Here is a 19705-nt window from a genome sequence, read left to right as displayed (position 1 = left end):
GACTCACCCTCCTGTGATACCGCTTCTGCTCAAAGCGGCTTCTTCTTCACCACATTGTACCGCCTTCATGACAGCTTTGGCCTTGTTCCGACATTCCCGATATTCCCTGTACGGGTCTGAATCAATGACGATCCCCGCACCTGTCTGTAAATAGGCAGTGCTGCCTTTAACAGCTAGTGTTCTTATTATAATATTTAATTCCATATTACCGTTATAGTCAATCCATCCAAGGGACCCAGTATAAGGCCCCCGCCGGACAGGCTCTAATTCTTCGATGATTTCCATCGTGCGCACCTTGGGTGCCCCGGTAATGGTTCCGCCTGGAAAGGTAGCCGCAATTACATCTATAGCTGTACGACCTGAGGCTAACTTCCCCTCCACCTGAGAAACCAAATGCATAACGTGCGAATAATACTCGACAGTCAGCAGTTCAGGTACATGCACCGATCCGTATTCGGCAATCCGTCCGATATCGTTACGCTCCAGATCGACGAGCATAATATGCTCGGCGCGTTCTTTTTCGCTTGATAGAAGCTCTGCTGCCATAGCGGCATCTTCATCCGGTGTTAGCCCCCTTCTTCTCGTACCTGCAATAGGTCGGGCGCTCACACGTCCATCCTCCAGCTTCACCAACAATTCTGGCGATCCACTGACGATCCGTAAATCCGGCATACGCAGCATACCCATATAAGGGGATGGATTCAGCAGACGAAGCCATTCATATATATTCTCAGGAAGGGCTGCAAGCGTACGTTGCTGACGAATCGACAAGTTAACCTGGAATACATCCCCTTGGGCAATATATTCCTGCACACGTCTTACGGCCTGTTCAAAATCTTGTTGGCTGAATGCCGCTGTCCAACCTTCAGATTCTTGATGAGCAGCCTCTAATCCTTTTTCGGACAGCCGAGCACAACGGCGAGGATGAGCTGGATCAGTCTCTCCCGCATGTATGATGTTCTTCCACTGAGTCAGCATGCGTTCTACACGTTGGACCGCTTCGGCATAAAGTTTGCCAAGTATCGATATGGTCTCATCCACCATAAGCTCATTAGCCAAATCAGTCTGGCTACTGAATTCACCGGAGCGGGCAGGATTGGGCATATGAACAGCACAATATATGCAGGATTTTTCGTGATCATAAATCCATAACTCATTCACCCTCATCCATACATAATCAGGTATGCCCGTATCGTCTGCAGCTTGAGATGGCAAACGCTCCAACGAGCGAGCTACATCGTATCCAAGATAACCCGCAAATCCTCCAGAGAAAAAGGGCATGCCAGGTACACGCGGTGCACGGTAAGGAGCGATCCAGTTGTTCATGACTTTCAAAGGTTGACCATGTATATCTCCATGCTTCCCACTTTGCAAGTCAGTCCAAACTGCATGTTCTCCCTTGCCTTCCAATACAGCAACCGGATTTAAGGCCAGATAGGTGTACCTCCCACCTTTAGCGCTCTCCAGCAAAAAGGCATATGGCGACGAATCCTCCCAAGCCTTCCGCCACGATGACGGTAGCCCTCCCACGGGTAATGGGTACTCAGCGATATAGGGAAGTATGCTCCAGCCTTCCTCCTGCCAAACCTGCCACTGCGCCTCCGTCACTCTAGCTGTCGATTTCATCCGTGTGTGCTTCCCCTTCCCAACTTTTCAATAAGTCTACATTCTCTCCTTAAAAAGAAACCCCCACTCCCCTGCAACAGGGAAATGAGGGAATCCTTACGTATAGTATACACAATTACGACATAATTACAGCTCGAAATTGTACAGTGGTGTACTCAGGTAACGTTCTCCATTACTTGGAATAATGACAACGATCCGTTTACCCTTGCCCAATTGCTTAGCAAGTTTCAAAGCCGCATGGACAGCCGCGCCAGATGAAATACCGGACAAAATGCCCTCTTCCTTGGCCACTCTACGTGCTACCTCGAAAGCTTCGTCGTTTTCTACATGAATAATTTCATCATAGATATCACGGTTTAAAATTTCAGGAATAAAGTTGGCACCCAACCCTTGGATCTTGTGGGGTCCTGGCTTACCGCCTGCTAACAGCGGGGAAGAGGCAGGTTCTACGGCCACAACTTTAATATCAGGGAATTCTTTCTTAAGCACTTCACCGGCTCCAGAAATGGTTCCGCCAGTACCTATTCCCGCTATAAAAGCGTCCAGAGTTCCGCCAATGGAATGAATGGCTTCCACAATCTCAGGACCGGTCGTTTCACGGTGAATTTTGATATTAGCTTTGTTCTTGAACTGCTCAGCAGCAAAATAATCCGGATTTTCACTCAGCAATTCTTCCATTTTCTTAACGGACCCGTTCATGCCTTCTGATCCTGGTGTTAACACAAGTTCGGCTCCATAAGCGCGCAACAAATTACGACGCTCTATGCTCATCGTTTCTGGCATAACGATGACTGCCTTATAGCCCTTCGCAGCAGCAACCATAGCCAAGCCGATTCCTGTATTACCGCTAGTTGCTTCAATAATGGTACCGCCTGGCTTAAGCAGACCTTCACGTTCAGCTTCTTCTACCATACTAATCGCAATACGGTCTTTTACACTGGAGCCTGGGTTCTGATATTCCAGTTTCAAATAGATTTCAGCGCTATCTTCCGGTACGATCCGGTTGAGGCGAACGAGGGGGGTTTCCCCGATAAGTTCGGTGATGTTATTAACAACTTTAGCCATGATAATTCCTCCCTGACTGTAGATGATATATTAAAAAATGCGAAATCATATTGTAGATCAATCTTAGTCAATCACTTTAATTTTGTACCGTTCATTTAATTTCCGATAAAAATAGTGGGTTTTATACGCTAATCATAACAATCTTCAATTCCAATGTCAATACGAGTGAGTAAGCTGCGATGCTGTCAACCCGCGTTATCAGCATCGCGCTTCCTTCAAACCAATGTTCTTTCACTACGTTACAGAGAAGCGGAGGATGCATTCTTTCCAGATAAAATACGCGCTCCATACTTATCACGCAGACTCTTCTCAACCTCTTCCAAAGGAGCGGCTTGTGCAAGCGCAAGAGATCGACGAATTTGCTGCCGGATCTGCTGCTTATCCGGAGAATTCTTCAACCGGACATCCTGTACATAAATGACAGCATAGCCATCGTTAACAGAGATTGGACCCGCAACATCCCCAGAGCTTAGCTCTCTCGCCGCCTTCATAATCGCCTCCGGTTGCAATGGATCATATTCATCCACCCATCCCAGCTGTCCACTGCTATCTTTGTCGAAAGGCTTACCTGAATGCTCTTGAATCAGCACATCGAAGCTCTCCCCCTTCTTAACCCGGTCTAGCAACGCTTCTGCTTCCTCCGCATTATCCACATAAAGAGCTGCCAATTGGATCTGCTTACCGACGGCAAATTCCTCGGGATGCTGCTCCCAATACTCGTCAATCTCAGCTTCCTGAACTTGAATACCCTGCGTAGCTATTTTCTCCAAACCAATCCGGTATTCCGCTTCATTCCGCAAGTCAACCGGATCTAAGCCAAACTGTCGCTGCATTTCATCAAAGTAGGTATGATCTGATTCATACCCTTTACTATCCTGCTCCAGCACCTGCTGTAAATCCTCTTGGGTGATCTTGATACCGAGACGCTTGGTTTCAGCCTGCACGGCTTTACGATTCAACATTTGCAACAGCGTATTGGTTCCATATCGCTTTTTCAGTTCCGCTACCCACTGTTCCTCCGATATGCCTTCCTGACCCATCTCCGCCACAGTATGATCGCCGTCATCCTTGCTTACATCACCCGGCTTTGGCAGCCCCCGAAGCATGATAAGACCACCCAAGGCGGCGACGCTAACGGTCAGAATAATGACAGCTGTCCATAATCCCTTTTCCCGTGTAGTCATCGCTTGCACCGCCCATCCGGTTAGGCTTTGGCTTGATCTAACAGATTTTGCAGCTCATCTTTATTAAACTGATAAGCCTCATTACAAAAGTGACATACGACCTCAGCCTGTCCTTCTTCCTCAATTAACTGCTCTAATTCGCTTTCTCCCAAACTGATCAATGTTTTTTCCACGCGCTCACGTGAACACTCACATTGAAAATGGATATCCAATTCATCGAGAATCCGAACGTCCGGCAGCATCCAGCGCAGCATTTCATCAAGTTCCAGCCCTTGATCCAGCAAAGCGGTAACGGGCGGAATGGAGCTGACTGCATTTTCGATCGCAGTTATCTCATCATCATTCAAGCCTGGAAGCAACTGAATAATAAATCCACCGGCCACAATAACCGAGTTATCAGTATCTACCAGCACACCCAAGCCCACCGCTGACGGGGTCTGCTCCGATTTGGCAAAATAATAGGTAAAGTCCTCACCCAGTTCACCGGAAATAATCGGAGTACTGCCGCGATACGGTTCTTTTAACCCCAAATCCTTGATGATATGAATGAACCCCTCTGTACCTACAGCACCCGCTACATCCAGTTTGCCCATACTATTGCTCGGCAAATGCACATGTGGTTCAGTAACATAACCTCGTACTTCCCCTACAGCATTGGCATCAACGACGATTTGCCCAATCGGTCCATCACCTTTAACTTGAATGGTCAATCGCTCTTTGCCTTTTAGCATAGAACCCATAATAGCTCCTGCTGTGAGGGTTCGCCCTAAAGCAGCGGTAGCCGTTGGATACGTATCATGTCTTCTCCGCAATTCCTCTACCAATTGAGTTGTCCGAACAGCAAAAGCTCTAACCCTCCCATCCATGGCTGTGCCACGAATAAGTCGATCCTGCTTATTTTCCATATTGATATCCTCCCCTATTCTCCAGGACAGCTATGCTGCTTATTTTCGTTAGTATTGCTCATCATTGAAGCATAATTTCCTACTATATAAACAACCTGCATCGACAGATCACGCGAATTGTTCAAAAACGTAACATATTTCAGTATAGACGAAAAACGCCGCTAATCCAAACCGATAAGATCATCGGTTGGACGCAGCGGCAGCTTATATCCACTTTTTTTTATTCAGCGTTACGTTGGTAAATGATACGTAATCCTTCAAGCGTCAACATCGGCAACACTTTCTGAATGCTCTCTGTCTCTGATGCGATTAGCTCTGCAAGACCTCCGGTAGCAATAACCGTAGGCTCCGCCTGCATTTCTTCCTTAATGCGCCTCACAATGCCATCCACTTGCCCAGCATAACCGAAGATAATCCCAGCTTGCATGGCATGAACCGTATTACGACCAATAACCTTTTTGGGTTTCTCCAACTCGATACGGGGCAGCTTGGAAGCCCGTTGATACAGTGCCTCTGTCGAAATTCCGATACCCGGCACTATTACACCACCCAAGTAGTTTCCCTTATCGTCAATACAATCAAACGTCGTCGCGGTTCCAAAATCCACCACAACCAGCGGCCCGCCGAACCGTTCGACAGCCGCAACAGCGTTCACGATCCGATCCGCACCTACTTCACGCGGATTCTCATAACGCAGGTTAAGACCGGTCTTGATTCCCGGTCCGACGATTAACGGCGTTTTGCCTATGTATTTATCGCACATTTCTTCTAATACACGGACCAATGGCGGAACGACAGAGGAAATAATAACTCCATGGATGTCATCCTTTAATACGCCACCCATACTAAAAAGATTATGTATGAGTACGCCGTATTCATCTGCGGTTGCCTGTCTGGAGGTACTTATCCGGTAATGGTGCAACAGCTCCCGCCCTTCGTACATCCCCAGAACAATATTGGTATTACCTACATCCACTACAAGAATCAATGGGTGTCACCTATCTTTCTTTGCGTTAAGGTCAAGGCTGATATCCAGACTATGAAAAGAGTATGTCAGCCTGCCTACAGAAATCACATCTACGCCACTCTCAGCCATCTCACGCACTGTATCCAGCGATACATTGCCCGAGGCTTCTGTTTTGACATGTGGTGCCCGTTCCCGAATGAACCGAACGGCTTCCTTCATATCTGGGGCAGACATGTTATCCAGCATAATGATATCCGCCCCAGCTTCCAGGGCTTCCTGCACTTGTTTCATGTTTTCCGTCTCTACTTCAATCGTCATCGTATGCGGTATATTAGCGCGCGCTCGACTCACAGCTTGTTCAATCCCACCTGCGCCCTTAATATGATTATCCTTAATCATAACAGCATCGTACAGGCCAAAGCGATGATTCGAGCCACCGCCTACACGAACAGCATACTTCTCCAGCAGCCGATGTCCCGGTGTTGTTTTGCGTGTATCCACCAAGCGGGTGGACAAGCCATGCAATTGATCTATAAAAGCTCGAGTCCGCGTGGCAATGCCAGACATTCGTTGGAGCAAATTTAACGCCAGTCGCTCTCCAGTCAAAATCGCATGGGTACTTCCATTTACTTCAGCCAAAACGCTTCCCTTTTCAATCCACTGTCCATCGGTCACCAGCGGAGTAAACGACAAGGAAGGGTCCACTACCTGAAATACAAGGGCAGCCACGGGTAAACCCGCAACTACGCCGCTCTCCTTGGCATGAATGACAGCCTTGGATTGGTGGCCCTGCTCAATCGTCCAGCGCGTGGTCACATCGCCAGAGCCTGTATCTTCTCGCAGCCAGCTGCGAATTTGTGCCGTCAGTTCCTCCTGATATCCACTAAACTCTCCATAAAGCTCGCTGTTAGATGTCATGAACGTACTCCTCCGTTATCCCTTGATCACGTCGCTGCTGAACATGCTTTCGCCAGGCGCTATCATCTGTCTCAGGAAAATCCTCGCGATAATGCGCTCCCCGGCTCTCCTCACGCAGTAACGCACCATCTGTTACTAATAAAGCACATGTGAGCAAATTGGCAAATTCGATCTCTTCCCGGCTAGCGATCACAGCCTCGAAAATAGGCAATTGCCCTTGCAGCTCATCTAATGCTGCTTGCAGCCCCTCGCCGTGCCGACGAACTCCAGCATAACGAACCATTGCTTCTTGCATCTTATGCCGTTGCTCCGTGACGGATGAAGCCGGGAACTCTGTGCGGTTATCGCTATAAGATATCAACGTATGGCCGACCAGCGGTGGCAATGAATGCAGTCGCTCAATAATCCTGCTGGCGAATACAATAGCTTCAGATAATGAATTGCTCGCAAGACGATTAGCTCCGTGAACACCTGTAGAAGAGGTCTCCCCGCAGGCGAATAAACGCGCAATGGAGCTTTCCCCGTGTAAATTGGTCTGAACACCACCCATCATATAATGGGCAGCAGGCGCAATGGGAATCCAGTCTGTCGTCATATCCAAACCAAATGACAGACATGTCCGATAAATGGTTGGAAAACGTCGCTTCACCCGCTCAGGCGGCTCATGCGTAATATCCAAGTATACAAACGCAGCTTGGGTGCGTTCCATCTCATGAATGATAGCACGAGCTACGATATCTCTGGGTGCAAGCTCCTGCCGTGAATCATACTTGTCCATGAAGTGTTCTCCGTGAATATTGCGTAACACGGCTCCTTCTCCCCGTACAGCTTCGGAAATTAGAAACCTTGGAGCGCCCGGATGGCACAACGCCGTAGGATGAAACTGTATGAATTCCATATCCCGGACAATCGCCCCAGCACGATACGCCATAGCAATACCATCCCCGGTTGCAATATCCGGGTTAGTCGTATAACGGTATAATTGCCCGCTACCTCCTGAGCACAAAATCGTTGCATTAGCAGTGATATACGACCTTTCCCCACCTGGCTTTTGGACGAGGGCCCCAATACACTCACCATGCTCAGTCAGCAGGTCGATGACCATGCACTCTTCCCACACTTCGATACCGGGATGAGCAGCAACCTGCTTTGACAACGCACGAACAATTTCATAACCCGTAGCGTCTCCATTCGCATGCAAAATACGCCGATGGCTATGCGCTCCTTCCCGTGTCAATGCTAGTTCACCATCCACACGATCAAAAGCCGTTCCCATACGTATTAACTCTTGAATACCAACTGGACCTTCATGGACAAGCGTTCTGACCGCCTCTGGTTCGCACAAACCTGCACCAGCAATCAGGGTGTCCTGCATATGATAAGCAGGTGTATCCTCATCCGATGTGACAGCAGCAATGCCGCCTTGAGCATAACGTGTGTTGCTTTCCATCAAAGTCTTCTTGGTGATCAGCAACACTTTCCGATTCTCTGCAGCCTTAATGGCTGTATATAAGCCCGCAATGCCCGAGCCGATAATTAACACGTCGGCTTCCAATCGGGTCAATTCCGCTACATCAAAATCAACTAGATATCTTGGAATCATGCCTTCACCTGATTTCACAGAAGAATAGCGCACACCATAGGTTCTACAGTATGCGCTCACGTATATGTTCAAAATAATAGAAAGTCGATTGCAGCAGCTGTTGGCTTTTATAAGCTAAGAAGACGACAGCCGTTTATTTAACAATAAATGTACACAACGTTCCGGTGTCTGTCAAATCACGTTAGCAATAATCTTCCATTTAAAAAGCTCCGGAAAACCAATAATACCTGGTTCCCCGGAGCTTGCATATAAGCTTATTCAACTATCCATTGAATGATTAGGTTGTTGTCGGTGGAGTACCACCGGAGTTGCCCGAATTGTTATCATCCTCTGGCTTTTGCAGATTAGGGATATCATTCGGTTGATCTGTTGTATTCTTAGGCTCTTCATCCTTACCTTGAATACGTACACGGACGTCTCCAATGTTGTCGATCACAGGCTCACCGTTTTCCGGTGTTCCTTCTCCCTCAGTCGTGCCACCATCCAAAGAACCTGTCTCAATCAAACGTTTGATTTGTTCAAGTTCCAAGGTTTCTTCTACCAGCAAGGTTTGAGCAATCAAATGAACCTCTTTGGAATACTTGGTCAGGAGTTCTCTAGCACGCTCATAAGATTCAGTGATGAAACGATTCATCTCCTGGTCAATCTGATAAGCGATCTGATCACTGTAGTTCTGCTCATGACCGATATCGCGTCCAAGGAATACTTGGCCTTGTGAAGTACCGAACTGCATCGGACCAAGTTTCTCACTCATACCATATTCTACGATCATGCTACGTGCGATGCTTGTTGCTTGTTGGAAGTCGCTATAGGCTCCTGTTCCGATCTCACCAATGAACAGTTCCTCGGATACGCGTCCACCCAACAATCCAGTGATTTTGTCCAGCAATTCCTGCTTAGTTGTCAGCATGCGGTCTTCCTTCGGAAGCATGATGACATATCCGCCTGCACGTCCACGTGGAATAATCGTTACCTTGTGAACCATGTCGGCATTTTCCAAGAAGAAACCAATAATCGTATGGCCTGCTTCATGATAAGCAACAATTCGTTTCTCGCGGTCACTGATTACGCGGCTGCGTTTTTCTGTACCTACGATAACACGGTCGATTGCTTCATCTACTTCTCGCATCGAAATATCCCTGCGGTTACGACGAGCCGCCAACAAGGCAGCTTCGTTCAACAGATTTTCGAGATCAGCGCCTGTAAAGCCTGTTGTACGTTTCGCAATTACGTCCAATTTAACATCCTTCGTTAACGGCTTGTTGCGAGCATGTACATACAATACTGCTTCACGGCCTTTAACATCTGGACGGTCAACCGTAATTTGACGGTCAAAACGTCCTGGACGAAGCAACGCCGGGTCGAGAATATCCGGACGGTTTGTAGCAGCTACGATGATAATACCTTCGTTTGCGCCGAATCCATCCATCTCTACGAGCAATTGGTTGAGCGTCTGCTCACGTTCATCATGTCCGCCACCCAATCCAGCGCCACGTTGACGTCCAACGGCATCAATCTCATCAATGAAAATGATACAAGGTGCGTTCTTCTTAGCGTTCTCGAACAAATCACGAACACGGGAAGCACCGACCCCGACGAACATTTCTACAAAATCAGAACCTGAGATACTGAAAAACGGTACTCCAGCCTCGCCTGCAACAGCTCTTGCCAAGAGTGTTTTACCCGTACCTGGAGGGCCCACTAACAGGACACCTTTCGGAATACGAGCGCCCACAGCTGCAAACTTGCGTGGGTCCTTCAAGAATTCTACGACTTCGACAAGCTCCTGCTTCTCTTCGTCAGCCCCTGCCACGTCCTCGAACGTAACCTTCTTCTTCTCTTCGTTATACAGACGGGCTTTGCTCTTGCCGAAGTTCATAACTTTGCCGCCACCGCCCTGTGCCTGATTAAACAGGAAGAAGAACAACAGGAACATGATCACCAAAGGAATGATAGAAGTCAAAAACGTCAGCCAGATGCTTTCGCCTTCCATTTTCTTCTGTACATATTCAAACCCGTTCGTTTCGCTGGCATTTACCAGTTCACTTAGTGCTTGATCCGTTGGTGGAACATATACGGAAAAATTGGTCGATTTAGCATTAGCCGGCTGCTTCTTATATGCACCGGTTACAAGATAGGCGTAACCGTCAAATTGGACCGTTACTTTAGAGATGTTATTAGCTTTAACCTCTTGCCGTAATTGGTCATATCTAGGGAGATCGGAGGCTTCGTTACTGTTACTAACAAACTGAACGATACCCACCACAACTAAAAAAAGAATCAAATAAAAACCAGAATTCCGGATGAACCGATTCATCCCCTACCTCCTCTCGAGACACTTAAGTTATTTTACCATAGCCTGTAAGTCCTTCTCAACAAAGGGCCTTATTTAGTCCTAGGACTGGAGGCTGAGATTAGCTGGTATAGATTTCCGGCTTCAAAATCCCTATGTATGGGAGGTTCCGGTAGTGCTCGGCATAGTCCAGACCATAGCCGACAACAAACGCATCTGGAAGCGTAAATCCAGTATAATCTGCTTCAAGATTAACCGTCCGGCGTGCAGGCTTGTCGAACAAGGTTACGACACATACCGAATTGGCATTACGATTCTTGAGCAGTTCAATCAAATGTGTCAGCGTCAGGCCGCTGTCGATAATATCTTCGACAATCAGAACGTCGCGTCCTTCCACAGATGCGTCCAAATCCTTAATGATTTTGATGATACCTGAGGATTTTGTGGACGCTCCATAACTTGATACAGCCATGAAATCAAGCTCCAATGGCACTGTAATGGATTTAACCAAATCAGCCATAAAGATAAACGCACCTTTCAGTACGCAAATCACCAATGGATTTTTCCCTTCATATTTTACGCTGAGCTGTGCACCCAATTCCTTAATTTTACTCTGAATTTCTTCTTCGCTGATCAATATTTCCTGAATATCATTTTGCAACGGTGTAAACCTCCTAAGTTTATACTATGAAAGCCGTTCCTGTGCAATTACCGGTGCCCCGGACTCTCTCGTCTTTGCCATGACATATATATAACCGAAGACGTGTGCTCTTGCACCGCGGCATGTACAGAACGTCGTACGCCCGGAATCCAGAGAATAGCTCCAGAGTGGTCGCAGACGATGGGAATAACGGAACGCATTGAAGGAGGTATTTTTTCATTAATAAAAATATCTTTAACCTTTTTTCTTCCGTTTAATCCCATTACATACATGGTATCTCCAGGTAATCGCGAGCGTACAGTCAAAGGCAGACTCAATTGATCTGCGTCGAACCACGCTTCCTCCTTATTGGCCGGATGATCCCCATCCAAATAGGAAGCCCTTCGCCACCGAAGTATACCACCTGCCTCAGGCAACTCTAGCTCACCGGAAATAGGCAATACACTTAGTCCATAGCACCATTCGCCCATAACGACTTGCGTACGGTCAAACAAAACCGCTTGGTCATATTCGCGGACTCCAACCGCACCGCCTCCCAAATCCAAACTCCATGTAGACGATGCCTCTTGGAGAAGTCTTAGTCGAACGGTCTCAATTTTACGAAAATCAAAATTTTCACTGTCCGAAGGCAGATAATTTAATATTAGTTTAATCAACCTCCGTTGTAAAGCAACGGGTAGCTTACGGTATGAAGCGATGGGAAACATGTACCTGCCATTATCCAAGCTCACCATTTTCTCGTATACTGACAGCGTAGATGCCTCCATAAAGTCATTTTCGTCAGCCATCGTTTCGGCCAGCCGGTTCAGAGATGGTGTCAGTCGCTCATTATATTGCCCCAAAAAAGGAAGCACATCCATGCGGATGGCGTTACGGCGGTATTTGGACGATAAATTAGTGCTGTCTATCACGTAGGAAAGACCATACAAGTTACAAAACTCAATCAGGTCAGCCTTGTACATACGTAGCAGCGGGCGAATGAGTTGCACATTTTTTTCATTGCGTGCCAAACGCATACCCGCCAAACCTGCTGGGCCGCTACCACGCAGCAAGTGCAAGAGAACCGTTTCGGCTTGATCGTCGCCATGGTGAGCCATTGCAATATGCTGTGCTTCCCACTTTGTAGCCATATCATGTAAAAAGCTGTAGCGCAGCTCGCGTGCTGCTTCCTGTGGTCCCTTACCACTCTCCTTCATATAAGCGGGTACATCGACCCGAGTCATTTCAAATGGAAGTTCAAGCTTTCGGGCAATATTGCGTACCACTTCAGCCTCCGCATCCGATTCCTCTGGTCTGAATCCATGATGAACGTGAGCGCAGACGAGTTGTAAAGGCATATGTATAACGGATATTTCATGTAAAATGTGCAAAAGGGCCACCGAATCCGGCCCACCGGATACAGCAACCACAATGCGGTCTCCGGGGCTCCACAGTGAATGATCTCGCGCCAAGGCGAGCACTTCCTGTACAACACCGGTCGGTTTTGTTGTTCCCATTCCCGACCCTCTTTTCTTCCGACCGTAAAAATGATGATCATCTGTTATCTTATGTAAGTCATGCTGCTACCTTAACGCAATCCAGAGCGCTCCGGCAAGCAGCAAAAGCGATACCGTGAAAGCATATCCCAGCCAGCGTGGGTTCCCTTTTTTGACCGACGATTGCCTGACATGTGCGGAAGCCAAACGTGACCAAGATCGGGCCGCTGCACGAGTATCGGAATATTCTCCACGCACTGCACCCAGCAGCCATTCGGCATAGGGGCGTAATACACGGCTGCGGCGAATGATGACCGTCAATTCTGCCGTATTACGCAACTGTGGCAGCCTACTTGCAGCCGCCTTTAAAGATTCGCTCTCCAATATATGAATCGTTAGAAGAGCGAAGGCAAACAGGTCATACTGGGAATCGGCATTTCGGCTGCCAGCATTCCAGAATCCCCTGTCATACCACTCTGTAAATTGTTTAACACTCCGGCCAGCAAGAGACACCCCACCGTAATCAATTAATTCAGCCTCTCCATAGGCATTGACCAAAATATTCTGCGGCTTCAGGTCGCCAAACACCCACCCTGCCTGATGGAGATCCGCCAGACGATTCAGTATACCGGTTCCAGCCACGCCATACCATTCCGGCCCTTTGGCTGCCACAAAGCGATGAAGTGGATCACCCTTAACGTACCGCATAACATAAAAGGGTATCTCTCCGCTGCGTAACACTACATCATCCACCTCAAACAAAAAGGAAGGATTCCCATTTCGCTGGAGGGCGGTCTGAGTGCCCTGAGACTGCAATGTGGTTAGCACATTAATCTCCGATTGCAGATCAAGCGTGTTCTTCCCCATTTTCAGAGCAAATTGCCGATCGGCCTGTGCTTCTTTTACCAAATATACAGTTCCGTTCGCTCCCCGGCCCAGCAAGCGCTGGATGACATAGCTGCTCCGCTTCCACTTGCCCTTGATGACCGTTCCGGGTGCAAGAACGGGATCAGACGACGTAGTCACCGAGCATCCCTTCTCCTTTGCCATAGGATTCTTCCAGATCTTTCTGTTCTCCTAGTGTAACATATCGGTAATAATCAATCACTTGTAAAATGGCAGGACCTGTCGGTGTTGCCCCTTTCATCCGCAAGCGTCCAAATATCGATTTGATCTGATTAAGCTCAGAGGTCCAACCGATATCCATGACTGCGTCTTCTCCCATTTTGCCGCCCGGAAAATGAAATACAGATATACGGCTGTGTCCGCTTCTGGACTGTAAACTGAGCAGCAAATCACGAATGCTGTCCTCTACAGCAGGCAGCTTGGGCTTCATGCTCGCACTTGCATCAATGAGTAAAGCAATCTCCAGGGTGCTTGTTTCTGTCAGCTCATCCATCACCTCAACCACTTGGGCTCGTTTTGCCGGAGGAAGTTCACCGATATGTTTGGCGCCACCCTCGCCCAAAATGTGCGTTAACTCTCTATTAACCGCCTGCTGAATGGTTTGAACCACCGTTTTGCGCGTCATCATCTGCATGGTCTGTGCCAACTGCTTCGTCCCAACGATTTGGCTAAACCCTCCCCCTGCTTTAGCAATTTCTTGAATCTCCGCGCTGCCAAGCTCGCCAATAGTTCCATAATCTATGACTCCGGCGACATTCACTGTAATACCTTCCCGTAGAGCTTGGGCAGCCGCCATGACTGGACTAACACCTACATTTGAGCACCCGTCTGTTATGATCAAAATTTGCTTCATCGTTTTTTGACCTCCGCTTCCTCTTAATCTATTCCGATAGATTCTATCTTTGCCTAATCCGGAACGATTCAAACGAAGGATGCGGATTTTTAAAAAGCGAATAAGGAATTTCCCGGGCAATGTCGGATTAGCTCACCGTCCGTGGACGTTCCAACCACCTCATGCCAGGTACATGGAGAGTTGCCCATTCTGGGCGGAAGTGATCTATTTTACTAACGACTACTGTCATATCGTCATAGATTTGATTTTGTTGGTATCGAATAACCCGTTCTAGCAAACAGTCGGCCAACTGCTGAGGATCTTCGCTTTCAATCTCCTGAATCATGCGTTTCATCCATATTTCCTTATTAACCGCGTAACCCGGTGAGTCGTATATACCGTCTGTAATCATAATGAGAATATCACCCGGCTGGAGCTGCAGGGATACCAAATCAATTTCAATATCCTGTATAATGCCAATCGGCAAATTGCTGGCAGATACGGGAATGACCTCCTCTCCTCTTTTAATAAAGCTTGGCGTAGACCCAATTTTCATAAAGGTTGTCTGGGCCGTATACTGATCAATCAGCGCCATATCGACCGTAGCATACATTTCCTCAGGTGATCGCAGCATCAGGACAGAGTTAACCGACTTGATCGCCAATTTTTCGTCCATACCCGATTGCAGTAATTCCTCTAAAATGTTAAGTGCTGCACTGCTCTCTTGCTGCGCGCGCTCTCCGTTCCCCATACCATCGCTTAACGAGACTGCAAAAGTCCCGTTCCCTAGCTCCATCATGCTGTAGCTGTCTCCTGAGAAAAAATCGCCTCCTTTGGCGGCGCTAGCTACCCCTGTAGCAATCTCATACGTTTTAGCAGAGCCGAACATGACTGTAGCTAAGCCTTGGCGGCGATCTGCCTCCGTTTCGCGCATCACAGCTATATGCTCGTCCAGTATGTCCGACAGCAGTGGAGCAATGATTTTCCGACATTCATCAAATCCCCTTGTATAGGCATGGACAATCTCTATTTCTACCTGACCTGCATCCAGGTTAATAATCTCAATAGATTGGATGGACAATCCCAGTCTATCAAGAGCCTCTCGTATTTGCTCCTCCTGCCGATGCATGGTCTGCCCTTCCCGCTGAATTTCTCGCGCTAAATCCTCCATAATTTGTGATACACCCGATAGCTGGTCAGCAACAAGCTGACGACTATCGTATACTTGGCGCTTCCATTGCATATTATGTTGGTAGAGGCTATACTGCTGCTTCATCACTTGCAGGACAGCGCCCGTTTTAGCACATGCCTTGCTCCATTGCGGGGGTATCTGCTCCGGCTCCAAATCCGGGTTATCCTCAATGGCGCTCATCATTTCCGTCATATACTGATGGGTTTGCATAAACTTGCCGTCCCAGCACTGCTCACACTTGAAGCAGGAGGCACATGTCCCTTCGGCCACCGCATTCATAAAATGTTCGATTTCTCCGTCCGACTTCGTACTCTCACTCGCAGATATCTGGTGAAAGCTGCGGGATAACTGACTGAATACACGGGAAAACTTCGTTACCCGCTCTGCGGTGAGATCGCGAACCCTTTTGGCATATTCATGCTGATATTTAGCATGGTCCTGCGTACCGGGAACATAGGTAGAAACCGCTTTAAAGAAACTTTTTGGGGTCATTAAAAATAATAGAATCGCCGCACAGCTCTCCCAGGTTGACGTCAGCACGTCCCCGGTCCCATCCAAATAGATCGTCAGAATGGAGGAGCCTAGCAGCATCCCAAGCGCAACAGCACCTTTTTTCCCTTCACGCAGCATCCCTGCCAGCAAACCTGCAAAAGCGAGTAAACTCATCTGCACAATTGCAGACATATTGGCCAAGCTTAAAATTAAACCGGTAATTACACCGACCGATGCACCCAGCGAAGCACCTCCCACCAAAGCAAACACCAAGACCAAATATCGCGACAATACATGATCGACAGACAATGAATGAACAGTCCATCCTACTGCTCCCGTCATCACAGAGGCTAATAATATAATAAGACATAAAATTTCCTCATTTTTGAGCTGGCTTGTCTTCTTGCGGTACGTAAACAACGGTATGGCCTGTGTAAATACCAGCGTAAGCATAAAGCTGAGAACCGCATCCGTTCCCACAATGATAAGTTCATACCATGTGAAAGTTGGAGCCATCACGGCGTTAAATAAATTGACCATAAACACAGACAAGAAAACCATAAGCGGAGCATAGGATAGTTCCAGACGATCGAAGGTTCGTAACCCGCGATACAGGAGATAAAATACCAGTAGCTCACCACCAATCATAAATAACGATGGGTAAGGAGCTAACAGGCTGCCTAACACAACGGACACAGCTACAGGCAGCATCAGGTCACGCCGAAGGAACGTTATGACCGCAAAATAAGCGAGGGCAAAAGGAGAAAGCTCGTCCAAAATAGTGGCGCGTCCCAGTAGAACTCCCATAGCCGACAATAGCAGCATCCATCTTTGCGCTGTTACCCATTGCACCACTTTATGTGAATCCAGCCGTTTTCTGAGTCTGGAAGACCAACCTTCCGTACGCTCTTTGGATTTGGACTTTCTAGATTTTAACCCCGGAAAATGTACCACGTTCCATTTCTCCATCATGCGTCAGGCACCCCATTCATCAATTTGATGTTCCCATCTTAAACCGGAATGATTGAGAAAGTTTGTCAGAACCTCACGTCTTATTCCAAGAAATTTCCGACAAAAAAACGTTCTGCGCGAAAGGACAGAGCATCACCTTGAACATCAAGCTACGCCCGTATGGAAGCAGATGGAAGTTGCGTCTCTTAACTCCTTGCTTGACCTCTCTATGTCGTCCATCACTATGACCAAGACTAGCGATTTGCACAGAAGATAGACGGAAAACCGTTGGAGTTTGTCGGACGATTATGTCCTCACGACAAAAAAAACATTCGCTTTCCAGCACGAATGCTTCCTCGTCTTCATCAAAATTGCGAATCTCATAAAATACATGTATAACGATAACCGGATTTATCGCCCACACCCATTGCATGTCGCATCTATTGTCGGTAGAACGCAAAAAAACCGTAGCAGTCTTTCGACTGTACGGTTTTCCGTGTATGGTTGATACGGTTGTCAAAGTGAATTAAACACGCTTCGCGCCGCGTCCTCCGCGTTTACCTTCGGTGTTCTTTTTCAGCGACGAAATGCGTTCCTCACTATCTTTCAGGAAGCGTGACATTTTATCCTCAAATGAAGGTTTACCCGGTGCAGGCTTGAAAGAACGGCCTCCACGATCGCGGTTGAAACCACCGCCACCACCGCGTCCTTGACTTGGACCTGAACCTCCACCGCCGAAACGGTCGCCTCCGCCTGGTCCTCCTGTACGCTCCGGTCTTGGAGCTCTTGGGGGACGGGCTTCACTTGCCGGCTTGTCAATCGTTTGCTTAATGGAAAGTCCGATTTTGCCATCTTTGTCAACATTAATGACTTTCACCGTCACGACATCATTAATCTTCAGGTGGTCGTTAACATCCTTAACATAGTTATCGGCGATTTCCGAGATGTGAACGAGACCCGTGACACCTCCAGACAAATCCACAAATGCTCCAAAATGCGTGATGCCTGTCACTTTGCCCTCTAACTTGGTGCCCACTTCAATTGCCATAGAATAAAATGATCCTCCCTTAAAATATACAACCGATTTTTTTGCAAAAAAATCCCGCTGTGGTGATTTGATTATACAAAATGGCGGAACCAAGGTCAACTAAGCATTGGCCCGATAATGTTCCTATTTCTGATCTCCGATGATTGGCGTCTCTTCCGGTTTGTAAAGACCGTACTTGCTTCTGGCAATCTCGCCAATGTACTCAGGGTCCTTGAGACGATTCACTTCGGTTTGAAGCTGTTGTTCCGTTTGTGTAGCAGCTTGCTTCTGCTTTTCCTTCTGGATGAGCTGTTCATTTCGATCGGCCATAATCATGCCTTGAGAAAAAAAGGTAAAAATTGCCCAACTACCAAAGGCGGCAAGCGATAGCAACCAAATCATGATTCGCCTGCGCCCGCCCGCGTTGGACTTGGACGTAGAAGATGAATGGCGATCTACAGACGAATTACGCATGATACTACCTCCTTCCAAACCATCTTTTCGCTGTGTTTTTCAGTCTGATACCCAGCTTTACGAGCGACTCTGGAGTCCTCCAGCGCGCCTTAAGTGGACCGATCAGCCATAGGATCGGCTTCCAAACCGGCATCAGGATGTATATCAGCATCCTTCCCAGGAACACAATAAGTGCCCATGTCCATCCGACTAGCTTGCGTAACAGCCGATACAGCGCTAACACCGGAAGAACAATCAGGATGCGCAGTATGCTGTTCACGATCAACGTCAGTCTGCGAACTAACTCTAATAACATTACCACAAAACGTTGGGTTGTAACACTAAAGGCCCAAAAATAGAGCCAAACCCCCAAAAGTAGTCCTAAAAAGACATAAAACCGCAGCTCACCGCGATTACTCGCGTATAGCACACGGAAAATAAACAAAGCCGAGGCCACCCAGTACAGCACGTCCAATATATGAACGCTCCAGCGGGCAAAATGAAAGCGGATGGACAGCACCCGGTAGCTGTCAAACACCACTCCCATGGCTATGCCCGACACCAGCATCCACGTTAACGTCAGCCATTGCGTGTAAGGGTTCATTTGAAGATCTTGCCGAATAGGCTTTTTCCGTTTTTAGCCGGGGCCCCGGGCTCCAGGTAGACGAGGGAAGTAATCAGACCTTCAATGGACAACAGTCCCTCTTCTAGGCTGAGGTTTTTGATATGTAAATGTTGTCCGCGAATGGTGAGATGGCCCAGCTCGGTCTGAAGCAAAAATTCTTCACTGTCAAAGCTCTCCACATTGCTGACGCCTGAAATATCGAGTTGCTTGCGGCTTTGCATGCGCAGATCATGGTGCTTCGACTTCCCTTGTTCAATCATGGCATGTACCCCTCCTTCTGTTCTTAGCTTATGAAGGGGGCCGTATGATTTAGAACCGCTTTTGCTGTTAATCAGCATATGATGGACGAAAACTCGTCATCTAAAGAAAAAAAGCATTCCTTCATAAAATAATGAAGGAATGCTTTCAGGCTGTCGAGAAAGTCTCGACAGCCTATTTTATGTTAATTTTGTTTAAGACGACACCGCGTTAATGTTGTATAATATAGGTAACTATTGTAGAACGGATGGTGTTGATATGCTACGCTCCAA

The 19705-nt window shown here is 47.6% G+C and carries 18 protein-coding genes; all 18 read right to left on the bottom strand.

Going from position 1 to position 19705, the window contains the following annotated elements:
- Nucleotides 1-3: 3 nt before the first annotated feature.
- Nucleotides 4-1626, bottom strand: coding sequence for an anthranilate synthase component I family protein (locus ACWA2B_RS25145; RefSeq protein WP_449292761.1), 1623 nt, complete (start codon nucleotides 1624-1626; stop codon nucleotides 4-6).
- 126 nt (nucleotides 1627-1752) lie between these two features.
- Nucleotides 1753-2691 carry a cysteine synthase A gene (gene cysK / locus ACWA2B_RS25140; protein ID WP_029514630.1) on the bottom strand — a complete coding sequence of 313 codons (939 nt, stop codon included), beginning with the start codon at nucleotides 2689-2691 and terminating at the stop codon, nucleotides 1753-1755.
- 239 nt (nucleotides 2692-2930) lie between these two features.
- On the bottom strand, nucleotides 2931-3875 hold the full coding sequence (locus ACWA2B_RS25135) for a peptidyl-prolyl cis-trans isomerase (protein ID WP_449292760.1): 945 nt from the start codon (nucleotides 3873-3875) through the stop codon (nucleotides 2931-2933).
- 20 nt (nucleotides 3876-3895) lie between these two features.
- Complete coding sequence (gene hslO / locus ACWA2B_RS25130; protein WP_025718327.1) at nucleotides 3896-4780, bottom strand: Hsp33 family molecular chaperone HslO; 885 nt, start codon at nucleotides 4778-4780, stop codon at nucleotides 3896-3898.
- A 220-nt stretch (nucleotides 4781-5000) separates the two neighbouring features.
- Nucleotides 5001-5768, bottom strand: coding sequence for a type III pantothenate kinase (locus ACWA2B_RS25125; RefSeq protein ID WP_039274025.1), 768 nt, complete (start codon nucleotides 5766-5768; stop codon nucleotides 5001-5003).
- A 6-nt stretch (nucleotides 5769-5774) separates the two neighbouring features.
- The gene (nadC, locus tag ACWA2B_RS25120; protein WP_039274023.1) at nucleotides 5775-6665 is read right to left on the bottom strand and encodes a carboxylating nicotinate-nucleotide diphosphorylase; all 891 of its coding nucleotides are present in this window, start codon (nucleotides 6663-6665) and stop codon (nucleotides 5775-5777) included.
- On the bottom strand, nucleotides 6655-8268 hold the full coding sequence (gene nadB / locus ACWA2B_RS25115; RefSeq protein WP_069011236.1) for an L-aspartate oxidase: 1614 nt from the start codon (nucleotides 8266-8268) through the stop codon (nucleotides 6655-6657). Before nadB ends, nadC begins: the two co-directional genes overlap by 11 nt.
- 277 nt (nucleotides 8269-8545) lie before the next feature.
- A complete protein-coding gene (gene ftsH, locus ACWA2B_RS25110; RefSeq protein ID WP_029514626.1) occupies nucleotides 8546-10585 on the bottom strand; it encodes an ATP-dependent zinc metalloprotease FtsH in 2040 nt (679 codons plus the stop codon).
- A gap of 97 nt (nucleotides 10586-10682) precedes the next feature.
- The gene (gene hpt / locus ACWA2B_RS25105; RefSeq protein WP_023986447.1) at nucleotides 10683-11222 is read right to left on the bottom strand and encodes a hypoxanthine phosphoribosyltransferase; all 540 of its coding nucleotides are present in this window, start codon (nucleotides 11220-11222) and stop codon (nucleotides 10683-10685) included.
- Between the two features lie 47 nt (nucleotides 11223-11269).
- Entirely contained in the window at nucleotides 11270-12718 is a 1449-nt protein-coding gene (gene tilS / locus ACWA2B_RS25100; RefSeq protein ID WP_069011235.1) for a tRNA lysidine(34) synthetase TilS, read from the bottom strand.
- Nucleotides 12719-12784: 66 nt separating this feature from the next.
- Complete coding sequence (locus ACWA2B_RS25095; RefSeq protein ID WP_449292766.1) at nucleotides 12785-13723, bottom strand: protein kinase domain-containing protein; 939 nt, start codon at nucleotides 13721-13723, stop codon at nucleotides 12785-12787.
- Complete coding sequence (locus tag ACWA2B_RS25090) at nucleotides 13707-14456, bottom strand: vWA domain-containing protein (RefSeq protein ID WP_023986444.1); 750 nt, start codon at nucleotides 14454-14456, stop codon at nucleotides 13707-13709. Before ACWA2B_RS25090 ends, ACWA2B_RS25095 begins: the two co-directional genes overlap by 17 nt.
- A 127-nt stretch (nucleotides 14457-14583) precedes the next feature.
- Complete coding sequence (gene spoIIE / locus ACWA2B_RS25085; protein WP_318628340.1) at nucleotides 14584-17091, bottom strand: stage II sporulation protein E; 2508 nt, start codon at nucleotides 17089-17091, stop codon at nucleotides 14584-14586.
- A 73-nt stretch (nucleotides 17092-17164) separates the two neighbouring features.
- Entirely contained in the window at nucleotides 17165-17590 is a 426-nt protein-coding gene (locus ACWA2B_RS25080; protein ID WP_318628341.1) for a hypothetical protein, read from the bottom strand.
- Nucleotides 17591-17596: 6 nt separating this feature from the next.
- Nucleotides 17597-18118, bottom strand: coding sequence for a S1 domain-containing RNA-binding protein (locus ACWA2B_RS25075; protein WP_053324323.1), 522 nt, complete (start codon nucleotides 18116-18118; stop codon nucleotides 17597-17599).
- Between the two features lie 123 nt (nucleotides 18119-18241).
- Complete coding sequence (locus ACWA2B_RS25070) at nucleotides 18242-18571, bottom strand: FtsB family cell division protein (protein ID WP_029514621.1); 330 nt, start codon at nucleotides 18569-18571, stop codon at nucleotides 18242-18244.
- A 4-nt stretch (nucleotides 18572-18575) separates the two neighbouring features.
- Nucleotides 18576-19154, bottom strand: coding sequence for a spore cortex biosynthesis protein YabQ (yabQ, locus tag ACWA2B_RS25065; RefSeq protein ID WP_449292759.1), 579 nt, complete (start codon nucleotides 19152-19154; stop codon nucleotides 18576-18578).
- Entirely contained in the window at nucleotides 19151-19435 is a 285-nt protein-coding gene (gene yabP / locus ACWA2B_RS25060; RefSeq protein WP_025721693.1) for a sporulation protein YabP, read from the bottom strand. The genes yabQ and yabP overlap by 4 nt, the downstream gene beginning before the upstream one ends.
- Nucleotides 19436-19705: the final 270 nt, after the last annotated feature.

This window comes from Paenibacillus sp. CMM36 (assembly GCF_053570945.1).
Note: the sequence above shows the minus strand (reverse complement) of the source record. Positions and strands in the feature narration are given on the sequence as shown.